The organism is Mesorhizobium sp. P2_C4, assembly GCF_056404575.1.
Genome location: NZ_JBFUDT010000009.1, coordinates 57,333 through 78,040, shown reverse-complemented (window position 1 = coordinate 78,040; position 20,708 = coordinate 57,333). Strand labels below are relative to the sequence as shown.

General features: G+C 62.5%; 19 protein-coding genes. 9 read left to right on the top strand and 10 right to left on the bottom strand.

Features of this window, described 5'->3' with window-relative positions; genetic code table 11:
- Positions 1-41: 41 nt before the first annotated feature.
- Positions 42-1,097, bottom strand: coding sequence for a sugar phosphate isomerase/epimerase family protein (locus AC1DX6_RS26610; RefSeq protein ID WP_477318863.1), 1,056 nt, complete (start codon positions 1,095-1,097; stop codon positions 42-44).
- A gap of 398 nt (positions 1,098-1,495) precedes the next feature.
- Between AC1DX6_RS26610 and AC1DX6_RS26605 the strand changes: the two genes are divergently transcribed.
- The 5 genes from AC1DX6_RS26605 (at position 1,496) to AC1DX6_RS26585 (ending at position 5,831) form a co-directional block, all read left to right on the top strand.
- Entirely contained in the window at positions 1,496-2,383 is an 888-nt protein-coding gene (locus AC1DX6_RS26605; RefSeq protein WP_477318861.1) for a sugar phosphate isomerase/epimerase family protein, read from the top strand.
- A gap of 58 nt (positions 2,384-2,441) precedes the next feature.
- Positions 2,442-3,611 carry a mandelate racemase/muconate lactonizing enzyme family protein gene (locus AC1DX6_RS26600; protein WP_477318859.1) on the top strand — a complete coding sequence of 390 codons (1,170 nt, stop codon included), beginning with the start codon at positions 2,442-2,444 and terminating at the stop codon, positions 3,609-3,611.
- 2 nt (positions 3,612-3,613) lie between these two features.
- Positions 3,614-4,330, top strand: coding sequence for a FadR/GntR family transcriptional regulator (locus AC1DX6_RS26595; RefSeq protein ID WP_477318858.1), 717 nt, complete (start codon positions 3,614-3,616; stop codon positions 4,328-4,330).
- Between the two features lie 91 nt (positions 4,331-4,421).
- Complete coding sequence (locus tag AC1DX6_RS26590; RefSeq protein ID WP_477318857.1) at positions 4,422-5,402, top strand: hydroxyacid dehydrogenase; 981 nt, start codon at positions 4,422-4,424, stop codon at positions 5,400-5,402.
- A 42-nt stretch (positions 5,403-5,444) separates the two neighbouring features.
- The gene (locus tag AC1DX6_RS26585) at positions 5,445-5,831 is read left to right on the top strand and encodes a hypothetical protein (protein WP_477318856.1); all 387 of its coding nucleotides are present in this window, start codon (positions 5,445-5,447) and stop codon (positions 5,829-5,831) included.
- Positions 5,832-5,839: 8 nt separating this feature from the next.
- On the opposite strand, the gene AC1DX6_RS26580 is transcribed toward AC1DX6_RS26585, so the two are convergent.
- The 8 genes from AC1DX6_RS26580 to AC1DX6_RS26545 form a co-directional block, all read right to left on the bottom strand.
- Positions 5,840-7,135 (bottom strand): amidase, encoded by a 1,296-nt coding sequence (locus AC1DX6_RS26580; RefSeq protein WP_477318855.1) that lies wholly within the window; start codon positions 7,133-7,135, stop codon positions 5,840-5,842.
- Positions 7,136-7,312: 177 nt separating this feature from the next.
- Positions 7,313-7,753, bottom strand: a complete 441-nt coding sequence (locus AC1DX6_RS26575) for a hypothetical protein (RefSeq protein WP_477318854.1) — start codon at positions 7,751-7,753, stop codon at positions 7,313-7,315.
- Positions 7,750-8,838 carry an ABC transporter ATP-binding protein gene (locus AC1DX6_RS26570; protein ID WP_477318853.1) on the bottom strand — a complete coding sequence of 363 codons (1,089 nt, stop codon included), beginning with the start codon at positions 8,836-8,838 and terminating at the stop codon, positions 7,750-7,752. Before AC1DX6_RS26570 ends, AC1DX6_RS26575 begins: the two co-directional genes overlap by 4 nt.
- Before the next feature lies 1 nt (position 8,839).
- On the bottom strand, positions 8,840-9,778 hold the full coding sequence (locus AC1DX6_RS26565) for a carbohydrate ABC transporter permease (RefSeq protein WP_023728572.1): 939 nt from the start codon (positions 9,776-9,778) through the stop codon (positions 8,840-8,842).
- A 3-nt stretch (positions 9,779-9,781) separates the two neighbouring features.
- On the bottom strand, positions 9,782-10,843 hold the full coding sequence (locus AC1DX6_RS26560; protein ID WP_111548867.1) for a carbohydrate ABC transporter permease: 1,062 nt from the start codon (positions 10,841-10,843) through the stop codon (positions 9,782-9,784).
- 79 nt (positions 10,844-10,922) lie between these two features.
- Positions 10,923-12,356 carry an ABC transporter substrate-binding protein gene (locus tag AC1DX6_RS26555; RefSeq protein WP_477318852.1) on the bottom strand — a complete coding sequence of 478 codons (1,434 nt, stop codon included), beginning with the start codon at positions 12,354-12,356 and terminating at the stop codon, positions 10,923-10,925.
- Positions 12,357-12,402: 46 nt separating this feature from the next.
- Positions 12,403-13,515, bottom strand: coding sequence for an ABC transporter ATP-binding protein (locus tag AC1DX6_RS26550; protein WP_477318851.1), 1,113 nt, complete (start codon positions 13,513-13,515; stop codon positions 12,403-12,405).
- 302 nt (positions 13,516-13,817) lie between these two features.
- The gene (locus AC1DX6_RS26545; RefSeq protein ID WP_477318850.1) at positions 13,818-14,501 is read right to left on the bottom strand and encodes a TetR/AcrR family transcriptional regulator; all 684 of its coding nucleotides are present in this window, start codon (positions 14,499-14,501) and stop codon (positions 13,818-13,820) included.
- A gap of 103 nt (positions 14,502-14,604) precedes the next feature.
- Between AC1DX6_RS26545 and AC1DX6_RS26540 the strand changes: the two genes are divergently transcribed.
- Genes AC1DX6_RS26540 through AC1DX6_RS26530 form a run of 3 tightly spaced genes read left to right on the top strand, consistent with a single transcriptional unit; the run spans position 14,605 to position 17,096 of the window.
- Positions 14,605-15,801: a Tm-1-like ATP-binding domain-containing protein gene (locus AC1DX6_RS26540; protein ID WP_477318849.1), complete on the top strand. Its 1,197-nt coding sequence runs from the start codon at positions 14,605-14,607 to the stop codon at positions 15,799-15,801.
- Positions 15,802-15,812: 11 nt separating this feature from the next.
- Positions 15,813-16,676 carry a phosphoenolpyruvate hydrolase family protein gene (locus AC1DX6_RS26535; protein WP_477318847.1) on the top strand — a complete coding sequence of 288 codons (864 nt, stop codon included), beginning with the start codon at positions 15,813-15,815 and terminating at the stop codon, positions 16,674-16,676.
- Between the two features lie 3 nt (positions 16,677-16,679).
- On the top strand, positions 16,680-17,096 hold the full coding sequence (locus AC1DX6_RS26530) for a cupin domain-containing protein (protein ID WP_477318845.1): 417 nt from the start codon (positions 16,680-16,682) through the stop codon (positions 17,094-17,096).
- Between the two features lie 180 nt (positions 17,097-17,276).
- Here the strand turns inward: AC1DX6_RS26530 and AC1DX6_RS26525 are convergent, their stop codons facing one another.
- A complete protein-coding gene (locus AC1DX6_RS26525; protein ID WP_477318843.1) occupies positions 17,277-18,464 on the bottom strand; it encodes a M24 family metallopeptidase in 1,188 nt (395 codons plus the stop codon).
- A gap of 377 nt (positions 18,465-18,841) precedes the next feature.
- Here AC1DX6_RS26525 and AC1DX6_RS26520 point away from each other — a divergent pair, with 377 nt between their 5' ends.
- Entirely contained in the window at positions 18,842-20,452 is a 1,611-nt protein-coding gene (locus AC1DX6_RS26520; RefSeq protein WP_477318841.1) for an ABC transporter substrate-binding protein, read from the top strand.
- Positions 20,453-20,708: the final 256 nt, after the last annotated feature.

Sequence of the window (20,708 nt, the reverse complement as noted above, 5' to 3'; positions counted from 1 at the left end):
GCGTTCTGCTTTTTGGCGGATGCCGCTGCCGGCGAAGCCGGTTAGATTCCCATCATGGCGCGCAGCAGCTTCTTGTCGGTCGTGCCGCCGGCGAAATCGTCAAAAGCTTTTTCCGTCACCCGGATGATGTGGTGCTCGATGAAAGGCGCACCCTCGGCGGCACCATCTTCCGGATGCTTCAGGCAGCATTCCCATTCCAGCACCGCCCAGGAATCGTAGCCATACTGGGTGAGCTTGGAGAAGATGCCGCTGAAATCCACCTGCCCGTCGCCGAGCGAGCGGAAACGCCCGGCCCGGTTGGTCCAGCTCTGGTAGCCGGAATAGACGCCTTGCCGTCCCGTCGGATTGAACTCGGCGTCCTTGACGTGGAATGCCTTGATCCGCTCGTGATAGATGTCGATGAACTCGAGATAGTCGAGCTGCTGCAGCAGGAAGTGCGACGGGTCGTAGTTGATGTTGCAGCGTTTGTGGCCGCCGACCGCATCGAGGAACATCTCGAAGGTTATCCCGTCGAACACATCCTCGCCGGGATGGATCTCGTAGCCGATGTCGACGCCATTGTCCTCATAGACATCGAGGATCGGCTTCCAGCGCTTGCCGAGCTCGGCAAAAGCCTCCTCGATCAATCCCGCCGGGCGCTGCGGCCACGGGTAAAGGTAAGGAAAGGCTAACGCTCCACAAAACGACACCGATGCCTTGAGGCCGAGATTCTTCGACGCCTTGGCGCCGGACTTCATCTGCTCGACCGCCCATTTCTGCCTGGCTTTCGGGTTGTTGTGCACCTCGGGCGGCGCAAAGCCGTCGAACTGCGCGTCATAGGCTGGATGCACCGCCACCAGCTGTCCCTGCAGATGCGTCGACAGTTCGGTGATCTCGACGCCGGCATCAGCGCAGATGCCTTTCACCTCGTCGCAATAGGCCTTGGAAGACGCCGCTTTCTTGAGATCGAACAGCCGAGCATCCCAGCTCGGGATCTGCACGCCCTTGTAGCCGAGTCCGGCTGCCCATTTGGTGATCGAGGCCAGCGAATTGAACGGCGCGGCGTCGCCCGCGAACTGCGCCAGAAACAGCCCAGGGCCCTTCATTGTCGTCGGCATCGGCATCCTCTCCCTATTTTTCCACGACCAAGCATAGCGCCGATTGAAAGCAGGGCCAGCCTCTTTGGTCTTTTCGCACCACGCGCTTGCGCATTGCTATTCTGGTATTACCAAATGCCAAATTCTGGTCAAGCTGTTTGATGCAAGATCGCAGCCATTTGCGGAACCAGTATCCGCTTACATATTTCAATATAATCAACATGGTAGGTCGCAGGTGAGAGAGCAGGATAGCGCTTCTTGCCGTCCGCGGGAAATTGCTGTAGACCTCCATTCAGGCCCAATTGGTCGAACCAGTTTGAGAAAAATGACTGGAGCGCCTTGGGGAGGAAACTGGCGGCACGCTCCGGTGGGATGCGTCGCAGGCGAACTGATACAGGCGAATCTGGGAAGGACAGACCATGCATCTTTCGACGCACAACTGGATGCGGGCGGAGCCGTTGGAAACGACACTCAAGCGGATCAAAAAATTCGGCTATGAGTCGATCGAGATTTCCGGCGAACCCGAGCAATACAAGACCAAGGAGACGCGCGCGCTGCTGAAGGAGCACGGCATCCGCTGCTGGGGTGCGGTGACGCTGATGCTGGGAGAGCGCAACCTCGCCGCCAAGAACCAGGGCCAGCGCGAGCGCTCGGTGCAGTACGTCAAGGACGTGCTGACCATGGTCAGCGAACTCGACGGCGAAATCATCACGCTGGTTCCCGCGACCGTCGGCAAGGTGGTGCCGGACGGCACCGAGGAAGAGGAGTGGAAGTGGGTGGTCGATGCCACCCGGGAATGCTTCACCCACGCCAAGAAGGTCGGCGTCAAGATTGCGGTCGAGCCGCTCAACCGCTTCGAGACCTATCTGTTCAACCGCGGCGCCCAGGCGCTGGCGTTGGCCGATGCGGTCAGCCCGGAATGCGGTGTCTGCCTCGACGCCTATCACATCCACATGGAAGAATTTAACGTCTATGACGCCATCCGCCAGGTCGGAAAGCGCCTCTTCGACTTCCATGTCGCCGACAACAACCGCTTCGCCGCCGGCCTCGGCCAGATCGACTGGAAGAAGATCATCGCCACGCTGAAAGAGGTTGGCTATGACGGCGCGCTGACCAACGAATTCGTTGCCCCGGTCGACCGCACGCCGGCCGCGCCCTATCCCGACATGGTCGAACGCAATCCGGTCGACATCTCGCCGGAGCAGCTCAAGTTCATTCAGGACCACGGCTCCAGCGTGCTGACGGAAAAGTTCTACACCGACCAGATGCGCATCAACGCCGAAACGCTGCTGCCGCTGATCAAGTAGTCGATCCGTTTGGGAATGAGCCTTTCCGCCCCGACCGGCGGCAAGGCCGGGGATGAACATGCGCATCAGAAACGTCCAGGCCTGGTGGGTCCGCATACCGATCGAAGCCGCGAAGCAGCACCGCAGCGACTTCGGCCAGGTGGCGACGTTCGACGCCGCCATCCTGCGCATCGAGACCGATGATGGGCTGGTCGGCTGGGGCGAAGGCAAGAATGCCGCCGGCAGCGCCGGCAGCTACGGCGCCCTCGTTCATATGCTCAACCACGAAGTCGGCCCGCAATTGATCGGCCGCGATCCCGCCGACATCGGCGTCATCTGGGAGATGCTCTACAATGGCGTGCGCCACGACAGTGCGGCGCGCGTCGGTCACGCCATGCCGCAACTGGCGCGCCGCGGCATGAGCGTTGCCGCCATCAGCGCCGTCGACATCGCGCTCTGGGACATCCTGGGCAAATCGCTCGGGGTTCCGGTCTGGCGGCTGCTCGGCGGCCGCAAGCTTGACCGCATGCAGGCCTACGCGTCCGGCGGCTGGGCCGCCGCCGATACCATCGGCGAGCAACTGAAATCCTACATCGCCAAGGGCGGCTTCAAGGCGCTGAAGATGCGGATCGGCGCCATGGATGGCGCCCCGCACATTTCCGCAGCCCGCGTGCGTGCGGCGAGAGCAGCACTTGGTCCAGATGTCGACCTGATGGTCGATGCGCATGGCACCTACACGGTGGCCGAAGCCAAGCGCTTCATCCATCTCGCCGGCGACCTCGATCTCGCCTGGTTCGAGGAGCCAGTCATAGCCGACGACAAATCGGGCATGGCCGAAGTCCGCGCCTGCGGTTCGATCCCGATCGCCACCGGCGAAAGCGAGGCGACGCGCTATGCTTTCCGCGATCTCGCGGTGCTGAAATCCGCCGACATCTTCCAGCCGGATCCCGCCTTTTGCGGCGGCATCAGCGAAGCGATGAAGATCGGCACCATCGCCAGCGCCTTCAATCTGCGCTTCGCGCCGCATCTATGGGCAGGCGCGCCTTGCTTCTTTGCCGGGCTGCATGTCTGCGCCGCTTCGCCGGCGAGCTTTACCGTCGAATATTCGCTGGGCGCCAACCCGATGATCCATGATCTTATCGAAGAGACTGTCGAAGCAAAGGACGGTATGATAGCGATCCCCGAGAAACCTGGACTGGGATTCACCGTTTCGGAGCGGTTTCTGGAGGCGCACGCGCAACGTAGTTGACGATGAAAGAAAAGAACCTTCTCGCCGAACTCGCCGCCTATCTCTTCTCCCATTCGGACAAGGAGACAGGCCGTACGCCGTCGGAGCGCGAACTGGCGGAGCACTTTGGCGTCAGCCGCGGCCAGATCCGCGAGGCGCTGGCCATTCTCGAAGCCATGCGCATCGTCGAGCGCCGTGCTAAATCCGGCATCTACATCGACACCAAGCAGGCCAGCGTGGAAGCCATGGCGCTTTTCGCCCGCGCCGGCCTGCCGCTTGACCCGATCCAGATCTACGAGACCGTTGAGCTGCGTAAGATTCACGAGATCAAGGCGGCCGAACTTGCCTGTTCGCGCGCCACCGAGGAGAATTTCGAGCGGCTGCGCGAGATCCTGAAGGCCTCGGAGGATCGCATTGCCGCCGGCGAAGGCCTGGCCAAGGAAGACCGCGAGTTTCATCTCGAGATCGTGCGCGCGACCAAGAACAGCGTTTTCCACAATGTCTGCAGCGTCTACTACATGATGGGCGAGCTGCGTTTGCCGATCTATTTCAACGACCCCGAGCGCTCAGTGCGCTCGCATGCCGAGCACATCCAGATTTTCGAGGCGCTGCTGCGCCGCGACGGCAATCTCGCCCAGGCGCTGATGAGTGCCCATCTGCAAGGTGCTGAGAGCTATTGGAAGGGCCTGATCGAAGGCCGTGAGTCCGTGCCGCAAAGCCCGGCGCTCGAAAAGGCCTAGAGCAATTCCAGGAAAAGTGTGAAACGGTTTTCCGGGAAAAGCGCGTAGCGCTTTCCCAAAGGGAATTGCGGCCAAAACAAACAGGAACCCCATGCCGAAAATCCTGTCGACGCACACGTTGCATCCGCGCGCCGCTGCCATGCTGACTGGCGCCGGCGAACTCGTCATCGCCTCCAATGTCGATGCAGCCACGCTGGCCGCCGAGGCGAAAGACGCCGATATCGTCATCGTCCGCGCGCACTTGCCGCCGGCCCTTTTCGAAACTGCGACGAAGCTGAGGGCGGCCATCCGCCACGGCGCCGGGCTCGACATGATCCCGATAGAAGCTGCAACCGCCGCCGGCGTGCTGGTGGCCAACGTGCCGGCGGTCAATGCGCGCTCGGTCGCCGAGCACGTGATGTTCGCGGCGCTGGCACTTTCCCGCCGCTTCCGCATGGTCGACCGCGATCTGCGCGCAAAGGGCTGGCTCGCCGGCCGCGAGCACGCCAATTCCAACAGCGAACTCGCCGGCAAGACCATCGGCATTGTCGGCCTTGGTGCCGTCGGTCAGGCAGTCGGCTATATCGCCGCGCACGGCTTCGACCTCAATGTGGTGGCGACGACGCGCAGCCTGCAGCCGGCGCCCGAAAGGGTCGGCTTCCTGTCGATCGACGCGCTGGTCGAGCAGAGCGACATCATCGTTTTATGCTGCCCGTTGACGCCGGAGACGCGCGGCCTGATCAGCCGCGAGCGCATCGCCCGCATGAAACCGCATGCGCTGCTGATCAACGTCTCGCGCGGCCCTGTCATCGATGACGATGCGCTGATTGAGGCCTTGCAACAGGGCCGCATCGGCGGCGCGGCGCTCGATGTCTTTGCGACGCAGCCGCTGCCTCCAGGGCATCCCTATTTCGGCTTCGACAATGTCATCATCACTCCGCACATGGCCGGCATTACCGAGGAATCGATGATGCGCATGGGGGTGGGTGCCGCCGGTGAAACCTTGCTGGTGCTGGCCAACAAACTGCCGGTCAATCTGCGCAATCCCGAAGTGGTCGAGCACTACCGGCGGCGGTTTCCAATCGACACCTGAACGCGCCTCAATTTTCTCGAATTCGCCAGCGACCTTGGCGCCATGTCGAAGATCGTCGCATCAATCCTCATGGCCGTCAGTGTCTGCATCGCAACGGCGCAGGCTCATGCCGATGGGCAGAACGGCTATGTGCCCTGCGACAACGGCCTGCGTTGCGTGGTGGCGCCTTGCCCTTCGACCAGCGCGCTCGACCTCGCCACCGGCATGGTCGTCAAGGGCGTGTGGGTCGATATCGACGGCTTGCCGCAGCAGGACAAGGCGCTCGACCTCGCGGACAAGCTCTATGCCGGCAAGCTGGTTGTCGCGGGTACGATCGAGAGCCGGCCACGGAGCTTCAACGGCAAGCAGTACAGCCTGCCGACATTGGTCGTGACCGGCATCGAACGCACCGCCAGGGACAGCGAACGCAAGCACTGCTCATCGCGCTGATACGCCGGTCAGCGGCCAAGCAGCCGCTCGACTTCGGCCGCGATTCGCAGCAGGTGATGGTCATGGCCATTGCGCGCCACCAGCATCAACCCGGCCGGCAATTTCATCTCAGGCATCGGCAGCGAGATGGCGCACAGGTCGAACTGGTTGGCGACCTGTGTGTTGCGCAACAGCAGGCCTTCCGCCTTGCTGCGCAGCGCTTCGTCGCTGGCCATTGTGGCGATCAACGGCGCGACGATCGGTACGGTCGGCACAGCGAGCACATCGATCGACGCTAGGCGCCCGGTCATGGCGGCAGCGAGTTCGCCACGACGGCGGATGGTCCTGATATAGACCGATGCAGGAATGGCGAGCGCCCGGGAAAGTGGCCCGCTGACATGCGGGTCCACCGGCACCGATGCACCTACGGACAGCCAGTTCGCATGGACCTCCGCGCCTTCCATCGACGCGATCGAGGCGCGTTTGGTCGCTGCCCGCATCTCGGCAATCAGATCGTCGATCGGCAGGTCGACGACACGAGCGCCGCTTTGGTCCAGCGCGCGAATGCATCGCTCGAAGCCTGCCGCGACCTCCGGCTCGGTGTCTTCGAGTAGCACACCGCGCGGGACGCCAATGCGCAGCCCGGCGAGCGAGATTGTCTGCAGCGGCGAAGGTTCCTCGCCCGCCATGATCGCGTCGGCAAGCGCGCATTCGGCAACACTGCGCGCGAGTGGCCCGATCGAATCCAGCGTAGCAGACAGTGGATAGGCGCCGGTGAGCGGCACCCGCCGCGCCGTCGGCTTGAAGCCGACGACACCGTTCAGCGAGGCCGGGATGCGCACGGAACCGCCGGTATCGGAACCGATGGAGATCTCGCTCGTCCCCTCGCCGACCGAAGCCCCGGCGCCGGATGACGACCCGCCCGGAATCCGGCTGGCATCGATCGCATTGCCGGGCGTGTCGTAATGCTGGTTGTCGCCGATCGCGGTGAAGGCGAATTCGGTCATGTTGGTCTTGCCGAGGATCACCACCCCGGCCTGCCGCAGTCGGCTGACGATCGCCGCGTCGCGCAAGGCGGGCGCGGCGTTCCTCAGCATCAGCGAGCCGGCCGTGGTTGGCTCGCCGGCGACATCGAACAGATCCTTGATCGAGACAATTGTTCCGTCGAGCGGTCCAAGCGTCACGCCAACCTTGCGCCGCGCATCGGCGGCATCCGCCGCTTCGCGTGCGGCTTCCGAATAGAGCTTGGTGAACACGCGTTCTTCGCCCGCACGAGCAACAAGGCGGGCGAGGATCATTTCGAGGTGGTCACGAACTGACTGCATTTCGGTGTCGGACTCCGGACGCCTTGAACGTATTAAGGGGGTGCGGCACGGTCGACGCGGTCCCTGATCTCGGCGTCGGATCCTCCGGTCAAGCCGGAGGATGACGGCGTGAGGGTTGAGAGGGCGACGCACACCGACCGTCGCGGACGCGACCTGCCGGATAGCGTCAGCTGCTAATCATCGCGCTGTCTTGTTGAGAGCGGTGACGACCAGCGCGAGAATCACCGCCGCGGCGGCGATTTCCCACACGAAAGCCTGCTTGTAGAAAGGCGGCGTGGCGAGCTGCGCCTTGCCGGCGAGAGTGTTGGGGTCCGGTGGATTGAGGAAGAAGACGCCGTAGAGATGCGCCGCCGTGATCGAAACCAGCAGCACAATACAGAAGACCAGCGCCACGACCAGCGCTACGGTCACCACACTGCGCACCTTGACGCCCGGCTGGGCCAACGGCAGCAGGTTGTTGATGAGTCCGGCAAGCACCACGAGACCGCTGCCGACCGCGTACAGGCCGATGGAAAAGGGTTGGAAGATCAGCACCAGCGCCATGACGCCGAGGCCAATGATGAAGACCTCGAGGCGGAACGCGCCGGCGCGGCTCATGCCGGAAGAACGGTCGCTCATGACCGCACCGCCTTTCCGGCGCCATCGAAGACATGGGTTTGCCTGGGATCGGGGCGTAGATTCAGCACCTCGCCGACCTTGACCCGCTGGCCTCTCGTCACCACGACGCGGATGTCGGCGCCTGCCGCCGTGCGGGCATGAATAAGGGTTTCGGCGCCCATGGGCTCGATGAGCTCGGCCCGGGCGGAGATGGTGCCACGGTCCCCCGTATCGGTCGCGGTGAAGGCGCGGGGGCGGACACCGATCGTCACCTTGCCGGGCTGCAGGCGCGCGACCGCCGCGTCCGTGCGGATCGCCAGACTAATGCCGGCCACGGTCATGTCAGCCGTGCCATCGGCGAAGGTCTTGAGGTCGGCCCCAAGAAGATTCATCTGCGGCGTGCCGATGAAGCTCGCCACGAAAGCATTGGCGGGCTTGGCAAATACCTCGTGCGGTGAGCCGACTTGCTCGATCAGGCCGTCCTTCATGATGGCGATGCGGTTGGCCATGGTGAGCGCTTCGAGCTGGTCATGGGTCACGATCACGGTCGCTTTGGAGAGGCCCTGCAGCACTTCCTTGATCTGGCCACGCATGGTCTGGCGCAGTTCGACATCGAGACGCGACAAGGGCTCGTCGAAGAGGAAGCAATTGGGGTCGCGGACGATGGCGCGGGCCATGGCGGCGCGCTGCTTTTCGCCCTCGGATATCTGGTTCGGCAGCCGGTCGAGAACGTGCTCCAAGCGGAGGATCGCGGCGACGCGGTTGACGCGGGCAGTCCGCTCAGCCCCGGAAATGCCGTCATGATAGAGGGGAAAGGCGATGTTCTCGGCGATCGATGCCGACGGGTAGAGCGCGTAGAACTGGAACACCATGGCGATGTCGCGCTTTTCGGGCGGCAGGTTGTTCATCACCTTGCCGGCGACGACGACCTCGCCGTCAGTGACGCTTTCCAGCCCGGCGATGACGCGCAAGGTCGTCGTCTTGCCACAGCCGGACGGGCCGAGAAGGCAGACGACCTCACCGGCAGCCACCGACAGGTCAACGTCCTTGACCGCGGTGAAGGAGCCGAAGCGCTTGGTGACTTTGCGGAGTTCGATGGTTGACATCTCAGCGCTTCACCGTGCCGAAGGTAACGCCGCGCAACAGATGGTTTTGCAAGAAGAAGGTGACCAGGAAGACTGGGACGAGGAACAGGGTTTCGATGGCGGCAAGCAAAGTCCAGTCGGTGCCGCGTCCACCCGACGACACGGCCTGGTTCATGGCGACCGGGACCGTCCTCGTGTCGGGCCCCGAGAGCAACAGGGCGAAGAGGAACTCGTTCCAGGTGAGGATCAGGCCGAACACGAACGTGGCGGCGAGCCCGGCAATGACCTGGGGCAGGCAAATCTTGAAGAACACCCGCATTCCGGACGATCCGTCGAGGCGGGCGGCATCCTCGACGTCTGGCGACAATTCATCGAAGAAGCTCTTCATCATCCAGATGGTGAAGGCCAGGTTGAAGGCGGTGTAGAGCATGATGATGCCGAGATACGAGCCCGACAGGCCCACTACGCGGAACATCAGGATCACCGGAATGATCACCACAATCGCCGGCAGCATGCGCGTGGTCAGGATGATGAACAGGTAAGTGTCATTGCCTTTCAGCGGATAGCGCGAGAAGCCGAAGGCCGCCAGGGTGCCGATGACCAGCGCCAGCAGCACCGACGCCGAGGCGATGAAGATCGAGTTGAAGAAATAACGGTCGAATCCTGTCGCTTCCGGGGCACCGCCCGACGTCATCGAGCGGGAAAAGACGGACCCAAAATTTTCGAGCGTGGGCTTGAACACAAAATGGTCCGGAATCAAGCCGAACAGCGACGTGGGCGACAGCGTCGGAGGCACCAGGAGCGCGTCGCCCTGCGGTTTGAAGGCGGTGAATATGATGAACAGCACCGGCAGAAAATAGATAAAGGCGACGACGGCAACGGCGAGCGTCCGCCCCCAGCCGGCCTCGTCTACTCCGCTGGCCCTGCGGAAGCCGAGCTTTCCCAATATCGATTCGGTCACGGGTTAGGCTCCCTGCGTACGGCGGTTTGCGAGGTACAGGTAGAGGTTGGTGAGAACGATCACCATGAACAGCATCAGATAGGAGATCGCGGCGCCCTCACTCGTCTTGTTCTGCTCGTTGGCGATGCGGATCAAGTGATAGGAGATCGTCAGTGTGTCGTTGCCGCCCTTGGTGAGGAGGATGACGAGATCCGCCAGCTTGAATGCCTCGATGGTGCGAAAGAGAAGGGCCAACATCAGAAGGCCGCGGATGTAGGGGAAGGTGATCATCCAGAATTGCCGCCAGCTGGAAATACGGTCGATGGCAGCGGCCTCGTAAAGGTATTTCGGCACCGAGACGAGGCCCGCCAGCACAAGGAGCATGACAAAGGGCGACCACATCCATGCGTCGGCGAAAACGATTCCCGCCACGGCACCGACTTTGTTGCTCATCAGGATGAACTGGTTGCCGGAGATGGAATTGATGACGTAGCTGAGAATCCCGAATGTCGGGTCATAGTAGTAGGTGAAGAACACGCCAGAGGCGACAACCGAAAGCATCATCGGTGTCAGCACCAGGATCAACAAATACTTGCGCAGCGGAAATTGCTTGGCGAACAGGATGGCCAGCAGAAAGCCGACGATCATCTGCGCGGAGACGGTGAACACGACGAACATGGCGGTATTGATCAGCGCGCCCCAAGTCGCGTGAGCAGCGAGATCGTTGGTAAGGATACGGACGTAGTTCCCGAGTCCGACGAAGCGGATCGTCTGCTGGTTTGCCTGGTAGGCGAAGAACGAAAGGCCCAGCGACCACAGCAAGGGGAAGATATTCATCACAAACAGAACGGCGATTGCCGGAGCGACCAGCAAGGCGCCGAAGTAGTGGCGGCGATATGCGTTGACGGTAAATGCGGCCGCGACCAACGCCGCCGCAGCGCCCACCACCCAGAAGGAGACAGCCGCAGGCAAGCCCGCCATTGATATGGCCGACACGACGACAGCGACAGCGATGGCGAGTTTCCAGTTGTGGGCAACAACCGCGGTAAGGCGCGGTGTCAGCAGCGTGCTTGAAACAGCGGTCATGGGAGTCCGAAATATGGAGCGCCTGAAGTGGCAATGACGGGGAGCGGCTTTGGCCGCTCCCCGCAGCTATGTCGGAAGGTTACTGGATAAGGCCATCGTTCTTCAGGAGGTCCTCCTGGAACTTGGCGATGTTATCCATGGTGGTCTTGGCGTCCTGCTTGCCAGTGATGGCCAGGTCGTACTGGTCCTGCTGCTGGGTGAGCAGTTCGAAGAACTGCGGCACGTGCCACATGTCCTTCTGCCAGTCGAGCGAGTTCGCCCAGGCGCGGTCCCACGGACGATAGGTCACATACTTCGGATCACTGTAGACCGACTTGATCGCGGACTGGCCGCCGCCGGCCGCGAACTGGTGCTGGATATCAGGCGAGAGCCACCACTTCACGAAGCCCACCGCTTCCTTGATTTGCTCAGGCGTCGTCCAGGTGGTGAGAACGAAAGGCTGTCCGCCGATCTGTGACGTACGATTCACCTTGCCGTCGGGGCCGCGCAGGCCTGGCGCCATTCCGAACACCAGCTTGTCGGCAACCTTCGACGTCTTGGGATCTAGCGAGGCTTCGCCGAGACCGATCCAGTCGATGTTCATGGCCACCTTGCCTTCACGGAACAACTGGTCCGAGACGAAGATGTCCATGGTGCCGGTCTTGACCACCGGCGGCATGAACTTCAGCAATTTGAGGAAATGCTCCATGCCCTCGATGGACTTCGGGGAGTTTACGACGCCTTCGGCATGTCCGGTCGGGGCCTTGGTTTCATCCCAGATGCCGCCGCCATGCTGCCAGACGAACGAGTGGACCGAGCTCGTCGAGAAGTCGTAGCCTTTGCCTGCCTGATAGGCGATGCCGTAGAAATCGTCATCCAGCACCTGGCCGGCGAGCTTGTCGCCCTTCTTGCGCTGGAAGAATTCGCCAACATGCTCGAACGTGTTCCAGTCCATGGCGTCGATTTCTTCGCCGGTGCAGGGCAGCTTCTCATTGTACTTCGCCTTGAAGGCGGCCTGCTCGTCGTCGTTGCAGAGCACGTCCTTGCGGCCGTAGGTGACCAGCACGTCCGGGAACTGCGGGAAGCCGTAGTAGTTCGGCGTGCTGTTGGGATAGGTCGAGTAGGCGTTGAGCACGGCGGGATGCATCGACTCCATCGTCGCCTTGAGTTCCGGGTCGGCATCGATGAGATCGTTGATCTTGCGGAAGTAGCCGCCTTCGACGAAGGCGCCCAGCCATTGCGAGTCCGACACGATGAAGTTGTACTTCTTTTCGCCCGAGGTCAACGAGGCGTTGACGCGGGTGTAGAAATCCGGCCACGGAATGAAGTCGACATCGAGCTTCACGGCATTGCCAGACTTGGGCTTGTACTGCTCGTCGAAGAACTTCTTCATAATGCGGGTCGGGGGCCAATCCGGCACCGCCATCGTCAACGTCACTTCTTCGGCAGAGGCATAGGTCACGCCTCCCACCAGTAGCGTGGCAGCGAAGCTTGCGGCTGTCGCTAGCCTTTTCACTTTGGTCATCGCCGTCATTCGCGTTTCCTCCCTTTGTTAACCGGATTGCTTCTCGCCGTTCGCGTCAGGTCATTGCCTGGCCACTCGCGGCGCGGAAGACGTGGATTTTCCTGTTATCGATGGCGATCGATGCCGAATCGCCGGTCCTGATGCTGGCGGCGATCGCTTCCGGCAGCACCATGCGCAACATCTCGCCGCCGGCCACGACGGAGACGATCGTGATGTCGCCGAGCGGTTCGACCAGATGCACCTTCGAGGCAACCCCGGCTTCGCCCTTGGCGGCGAGCCGAATGTCGCTCGGGCGAATGCCGATCAGCGCGGCCTCGCCGGCATCGGCAGTCTTTGGCGCCGTCGCCGGAACCAGAGTCCCGAGTGGCGTGTCGAAAGACCTGGTGTCGGCGCGCACCGAGGCCGTGAACAGATTCATGTGCGGCGAGCCGATCTTGCTGGCGACATAGGTATGGATCGGCTGCTCGTAAAGCTCGTCCGGCGTGCCTATCTGGACGATGCCGCCATCGCGCATGACGGCGATCACCTCGCCCATCGAGAGAGCCTCGAGCTCGTCGGGCGTGGCATAGATCACGGTCATACCGAACTGGCGGTGCAGCCGCTTCAGCTCGGCGCGCGTCTCGTGCCGAAGCTTGGCGTCGAGATTGGTGAGCGGCTCATCGAGGAGAAGAATCTTTGGCCGGCGGATCAGGGAGCGGCCGAGCGCGACGCGCTGCTGCTCTCCGCCGGACAGGGTTGCCGGCTTGGCCTTCAGGCGGTGTGTCAGCTTCAGGATCTCGGCGGTCTCTTTCACCCGCTTGTCGATCTCGGCGCGCGCGGCTTTCTCCTCGCGCAGCGGATAGGCGAGATTGTCATAGACCGTGAGGTGGGGGTAAAGCGCGAAAGACTGGAAGACCATCGAGATGCCGCGGCCGGCGATCGGCTCATGGGTCATGTCGCGGCCGCCGATCTCAAGCGTGCCGGAGTCGGCCTGGACGAGGCCGGCGATAGTGCGCAGCGTCGTCGTCTTGCCAACCGAGCTCGGCCCGAAGAGTACGAAGAAGCGGCCTTCGTCGACGGCGAAGCTCAGGTCGTTGATGGCGCGCACGGATCCATAGGCCTTGCTGAGCCCATCGAGGCGCAGCGCAATCCCCTTGCCAGCACTGGCGCGAGGCGACGTCTGCGTCACGATGCGCCACCTCGTGCGGACGGAACACGCGCCATCCGTATGATCCTCCTCGCCCTGCCGAAATGGACTGCGGCTGTCATTCTCGATCCGCCTTTTCTTTCCTAATCTGGTATTACCAATTTAAGATGCCCGTCAAGCGCTTTCTTGAAATTCGCCGTCACCAAAATAAGCTGAAAACGTCCGCTATATGTTCGTATTTCCTTCATTTTTGGCAGTTCTCCACCTTCATCCCGTTCGCAAAACGCCAATCCCCAAAATTACTGAAATCGCCGACCTTCAAATCTGGTCGAACCAGATTGACGCTATTTCGCGGCTGCCGCCGGCGCGATCACTTCTCCTTCGGTCACTGATTCCGCCACGGCGGCGCGCACCAGCGCACCGGCCGCCCATTGTGCCACCGACCGCATCTTGCGGCTGTCCAGCCCCCATATGTCCTTCAGCACGATGAGCACCTCGACACCGAAAATCATCGACAGCGCCTGCGCCAGGCGCTTGAACTCGCGCGGCGGCATGTGGCCCTTGAGCGGTGCAATCGCGTCCTTCAGCAGGTCGACGCGATGGCCGCGGGTAAAGGCCGGCTCGCCGCCCAGCGTGCCTGCTTGCCGGCGCGCCCACTGGTCGAGCGACAGCTTCAGCGCCGCTTTGAACGTCGCCTCGAAAGCCTCGATGCGCGGCATGGCGGTGTCGAACAATTCGGCCACCCGGCGCTCGGGATCGGTTGAGTTCGACTGCCAGGTAAGGATCGGTCCCAGCCCCTCGTCGACCACCGCCTGCACCAAAGCTGCCTGGCTCGGAAAATACCGATAGGCGGTGGCGCGGGAAACCTGCGCGGCCTCCGCAACCTCGCTGACCGAGGGGGTGACGCCAGCCTGCATCAGCCTCGTTGCCGTCTCCAGCATCAGCCGCTTTGTGCGCGCACGAGGTCCACGCTCGGCGACCTGGTCAGCCTCGTCGTTCACTGCGGCTTGTTGACGTGAGACATCCATGTCAATACGATACGCGCGTCTCAAAAATTTGCAATGGCCTTCGCTTGCCGACGGCTGGCAGAAGCCGACGACAAACGTCGGCCGCAGTGACCGGGGAAACGCGATGAAGCGCATCTATGTGGTGGGCACCGCCGACACCAAGGGCGAAGAACTCGCCTTCCTGGCCGACGCGATTGTTGCTGCCGGCGCTGCTGTCGTCCGGGTCGATGTCGGCACGCGCGGCGCGACCGTGCCGGTCGACATTGCGGCCAGCGAAGTCGCTGGCCATCATCCCGCTGGCCGCGGCGCCGTGCTGGATATCGATGACCGCGGCACCGCGGTCGCGGCCATGGGCATCGCCTTCGCCCGCTTCGCGCAGTCGCGCACCGACATTGCTGGCATGATCGGCCTTGGCGGTGGCGGCGGCACCTCGATCATCACAGCAGGCATGCGCGCTTTGCCGCTCGGCCTGCCCAAGATCATGATCTCGACACTCGCCTCCGGCGACACCGCACCCTATGTCGATGTCTCCGACATCGTCATGATGCCAGCGGTGACCGACATGGCCGGGCTGAACCGGCTGTCGCGCGTCGTGCTGCACAATGCCGCCCAGGCGATATCGGGCATGGCGGCGAAACCGGCGCCGCCGCCCGACGGCAAGCCATCGATCGGCCTCACCATGTTCGGCGTCACCACGCCTTGCGTGACGGCCATCGCCGATCAGCTGCGCTCGACCTATGACTGCATGGTCTTCCACGCCACCGGCACCGGCGGCCGCTCGATGGAAAAGCTGGCCGACAGCGGCCTGCTCTCGGGCGTCATCGACATCACCACCACGGAGGTCTGCGACCTCCTGTTCGGCGGCGTGCTGCCGGCGACCGAAGACCGCTTCGGCGCCATCGCGCGCACCGGGCTTCCCTATGTCGGCTCGGTCGGCGCGCTCGACATGGTCAATTTCTGGGCGCCGCCGACCATTCCGGAGAAATATCGCGGCCGCCTGTTCTACGAGCACAATCCGAACGTGACGCTGATGCGCACAACCGCCGAGGAGAGCCGAGCCATCGGCGAATGGATCGGCACGAAACTGAGCCTTTGCGACGGTCCCATCCGCTTTCTCATCCCCGAAAAAGGCGTCTCGGCGCTCGACATCGAAGGCGGCGCCTTCTTCGACCCGGAAGCCGACGCCACCCTGTTCGACGCCATCGAGCGCACGATCAAGCCGAACGCCACCCGCCGCGTCACGCGCTTGCCGCTGCACATCAACGAACCCGAATTCGCCAAGGCCGCAACGGCGGCTTTTCTCGACATCGCCGGAAAGTGAGACACGAAGACATGGCCGCCATACCACGCAAGAAAATCCTGGAAAAGTTCCGCAAGATGATGGCCGACGGCGTGCCGATCGTCGGCGGCGGCGCCGGCACCGGCCTGTCGGCCAAGGCCGAGGAAGCCGGCGGCATCGACCTCATCATCATCTACAATTCCGGCCGCTACCGCATGGCCGGGCGCGGCTCGGCCGCCGGCCTGCTTGCCTATGGCAACGCCAACGAGATCGTCAAGGAGATGGCCTATGAGGTGCTGCCGGTGGTCAAGAAGACGCCGGTGCTGGCCGGCGTCAACGGCACCGATCCCTTCGTCATCATGCCGCTGCTTCTGGCCGAGCTGAAGACAATGGGCTTTTCCGGCGTGCAGAACTTTCCCACCATTGGCCTGTTCGACGGCCAGATGCGGCAAAGCTTCGAGGAGACCGGCATGGGCTTCGGGCTCGAGGTCGATATGATCGCCGAGGCGCACAAGCTCGACCTGTTGACCACGCCCTATGTGTTCAACCCCGAAGAGGCGCGCGCCATGACCAAGGCCGGCGCCGACATCGTCGTCGCCCATATGGGCGTGACCACCGGCGGCTCGATCGGCGCGACGTCGGCCAAGTCGCTCGACGACTGCGTGCAGGAAATCGACGCCATCGCCAATGCCGCGCGCTCGGTGCGCAAGGATGTCATCCTGCTTTGCCATGGCGGGCCGATCTCGATGCCGGACGACGCCCGCTACATTCTCGACCGCTGCAAGGGCCTGCATGGTTTCTATGGCGCGAGTTCGATGGAGCGCCTGCCGGCGGAAGCCGCAATCGCCAGGCAGACGGCCGATTTCAAGGCCGTCACGCTTGGCGGCAAAACGAGTGCAAAGAAAAAGAAGGGATGAGAGATGACCGACAAGAGCAAGGTGTTTGTCTACCCTAGGGATGTCAGCGCTTTCGGCTTTGACTGGGGCCGGCTGGCGCTGACCGTCGCGCCTGAAGTGAACGGTGCGGAGCGCTTTTCTGGAGGGGTCGTCGACCTGCCCTCCGGCAAAGGCCACACGCGCCACAATCATCCAGGCGCCGAAGAGATCATCTTCGTCATCTCGGGCCATGGCGAGCAGATGGTCGAGGACGACAAGGGCAATCCGGTGGTAGCCAAGGTCGGTCCGGGCTGCACCATCTATGTGCCGGAAAGCCGCTTTCACTCGACGCTGAACACCAGCGATGGACCGATGCAGCTTTTCGTCGTCTATTCGCCGGCAGGGCCTGAACTGGTGCTGCGGGAGTTGCCGGATTTCAGGTTGCTGCCTAAGGGGGAGTGAACCTTGGAAGGATAGCGCTGCCCCTCATTGTCCTGCCGGACATTTCTCCCCGTATAGCGACGGGGAGAAGGATGCTGTCATCGCCGCTTTCGCCAATCGCCGAAGCTGCCTTCTTCTCCCCGTTCTACGGGGAGAAGGTGCCGGCAGGCGGATGAGGGGCAGCGCCTACTTTCGCTTTTGTCAAATCCCACCCCTATTCCATCCCCGCCCGCGATCCCCGAACATCACATAGCCGGTCTCGGTGACCGCCAGCGTGTCCTCCAGCTTGATGAAGCCGCGCGTCGGGTGAAGCATGGTTGTCTCCACCGACAGCACCATGTTTTTCTCCAGCGGTTTTGCCGCATAGGTGCCTTCATAGGTCACGGGGTGGTTGGTCATCAGGAACGGCGCCTCATGCGTGATCAGCCCCATGCCGTGGGCGAAGAAATCGGTATAGGGCGCGACCTTCGACGCCTTCAGGACGCCCTCGGCATAAGAAATCATATCGCCGCCCAGTGTGCCTGCTCTGACCTTGGAGAAGGCCGCCTGCTGCACCATCTCGACCTCGGCAAGAAGATCCCCCAGTTCAGCATCCGGTTCGCCCAGAATGCCCATGCGACAGAGGTCGCCAATATAGCCGTGATAATTGCCGCCGGAATCGATCGACAGCACCTCGCCCTTTTTCCAGGCTTGTGGTGAGGCGGCGCGGTTGTGGCTGGCGCCCAGCGTCAGCAGGCAGTATTCGAAATGCGCGCCGCGATTGGTTTCTTCGCGCCGGAGTTGCTCGATGATCTCGCTCTTGGTCGTGCCTTCTCGCGCCCAGCCAATCGTCGCCAGCATGGAATCGGTGATCAGTTCGGAGGCTGTGCGCAGCTTCTCCAGTTCCGCGTCGGTCTTGATGGCGCGCATGCTCTCCAGCATCGCCGTGGCGTCGATCAGCTTGGCGTCCGGAAGCGCCTTGCGGATCAGCGTGTAGGCATCCGACGGCAAAAAGCCCGGCTCGATGCCGATGCGGGCGCCTGCTTTGCCGATCTTCGTCAGATGCTCGACGGCCAGATTGGCAGCGTCCAGCGTGCCCCAGCAGGCGGCATGCAGCGTCGGCGTCCAGAACGGGTTGTTCTGGTGCTCCGCGCCTTCCATGCGGTTACCGATATAGGCGGCGTGATCCAGCCCACCCTTCTCGTAGACGACAACGGGCAGATAGCGGCTATGGCCGATCGCATCCATGGCGGCAAAGAAGATGAACTTGTAGCCGCCAAGCAGATACTGCGTGTTGTGCTTGGACGTCGCGAGCAGCACATCGATGCCCGCCTCCTCCATCAGCCGGTCGACCCTGGCGTGGTCGAACGGGATGTTGCTGACGGCAGTCTTGCCCGGGGCGACGTTCATCTCTCTCTCCCTGAATTCGCCAGCCGGTCGGTCGGATCGCCGGCCATTTTGGTCTTGATCTTCTGGCTGTCAGCTAAATCTGCACCATCTTGCCTGGTCTGGTCCAGCCAGAAACGGGTTGTGAGGGCTCGAAAGCTTAAACCGTCAGCGCCGCCAGCTGCTTCTAGCCAAATCTGGTCTTACCAGATCGGGCGCATTGAGCCGCCCGCCGAAAACTGGTCCAGCGGATGGAATTTTCAAAGCCACATGAAGATGCGCCAATTCCGTCTCTGGCGAAACCCTCGGCATGGCCCATAATCTCGGCCGCATGGATGCTCGCGAGCGTCCAAGGGATATTGGCGCACCCGGCCGGGTCGCGGAGAGGACGGAGTTCGATCATGTCAGATTTCACCATTTCCAGACGCACGATGCTTGCCGGATCAGCCTTGCTGCTGGCCTCCACCGCCATGCCTGATATCGGCTGGGCGCAGACGCCGAAAAAGGGCGGACGGCTGGTGCTTGCCGCCGATTCCGAGCCCCGCAACCTCAACCCGGCAATTGTCGCCTCCAACGGCGTCTTCTTCATCTCCAGCAAGATCGTCGAAACGCTGGCCGAGGCCTCGTTCGACGGCAAGGACGGGCTCGAACCGCGGCTGGCGCTCAGCTGGGAAGGTGCTGCCGACGGCCTGTCGGTGACCTTCAAATTGCGCGACGGCGTCAAATGGCATGACGGCAAACCCTTCACCTCCGCTGACGTCGCCTTCTCGGCGCTGCAGATCTGGAAGCCACTGCAGAATCTCGGCCGCACCGTGTTCAAGGATCTGGCCGCCGTCGACACACCGGACGAGCTGACCGCGGTGTTCAAATTCGCCAAGCCGACGCCGTTCCAGCTGATCCGCAACGCCCTGCCGGCGCTGTCGAGCGTGGTGCCGAAGCATATTTACGAGACCGGCGACATCGCCACCAACCCGGCCAACAATGCGCCGGTGGGTACCGGCCCGTTCAAATTCGCCGAATACAAGGCCGGCGAATATTACCGGCTGGCCAGGAACCCCGACTACTGGGGCAAGGACGAGCCCTATCTCGACGAAATCATCTACCAGGTGCTGCCCGACCGCACCTCGGCGGCAAGCGCGCTCGAAGCCGGAGAAATCCAGCTCGCCGCCTTTTCCGCGGTACCCTTGGCCGACCTCGACCGCATCTCCAAGGTGCCCGGTCTCAAGGTGATCACCAAGGGTTACGAAGGCCTGACCTACCAGCTCGTCGTCGAGATCAACCATCGCCGCAAGGAACTCGCCGACGTGAAAGTGCGCCAGGCGATTGCGCACGCCATCGACAAGGATTTCGTCGTCAAGACCGTGTTCCTCGGCTATGCCGCCACCGCCACCGGCCCGGTACCGAAGAACGATCCGCAGTTCTACACCGCCGACGTGCCGACCTATGCCTTCGACGTCGCCAAGGCCAACGCGCTGCTCGACGAGGCCGGCTACAAGAAAGGCGCCGACGGCAACCGTTTTTCGCTGAAGCTCCTGCCGGCGCCTTATTTCAACGAGACCAAGCAGTTCGGCGACTATTTGCGCCAGGCGCTGGCCGCCATCGGCATCGATGCGCAGCTGGTCAACAACGACTCGCCCGCGCACATCAAGGCCGTCTACACCGATCATGCTTTCGATCTCGCAGTCGGCCCGCCGGTGTTTCGCGGCGACCCGGCGATCTCCACCACCATCCTGGTGCAAAGCGGCATTCCCGACGGCGTGCCCTTCTCAAACCAGGGCGGCTACAAGAACGACGAACTCGACGCCCTCATCGCCAAGGCCTCCGAGACGCTCGACACATCGGCCCGCACAGAGCTCTACAAGGAGTTCCAGAAGAAGGTGGCCGCCGACCTGCCGCTGATCAACGTCGCCGAATGGAGTTTCATCAGCGTCGCCAAGGACACGGTGGGGAATATTGCCGACAACCCGCGCTGGGCGGTCTCGAACTGGGCGGACACGTATTTGGCGGGCTAAACGAGATATCCCGACTTGCGGCTGAATTGTCGGGGTGCTCAGTTTCGGCAATGAGCGTTCCTTCGCGCCCCCCTCTGTCCTGCCGGACATCTCCCCCACGAGGGGGGAGATCGGCTGTCATTGTCGCCTTCGCAAATCGCCAACGGCGCAGAATGGAGCGCCGCGCTGAAACTGCCAATCTCCCCCCTCGTGGGGGAGATGTCCGGCAGGACAAAGGGGGGCGCCGTAGAACGCGACCTCATACGCCTGCCACCGG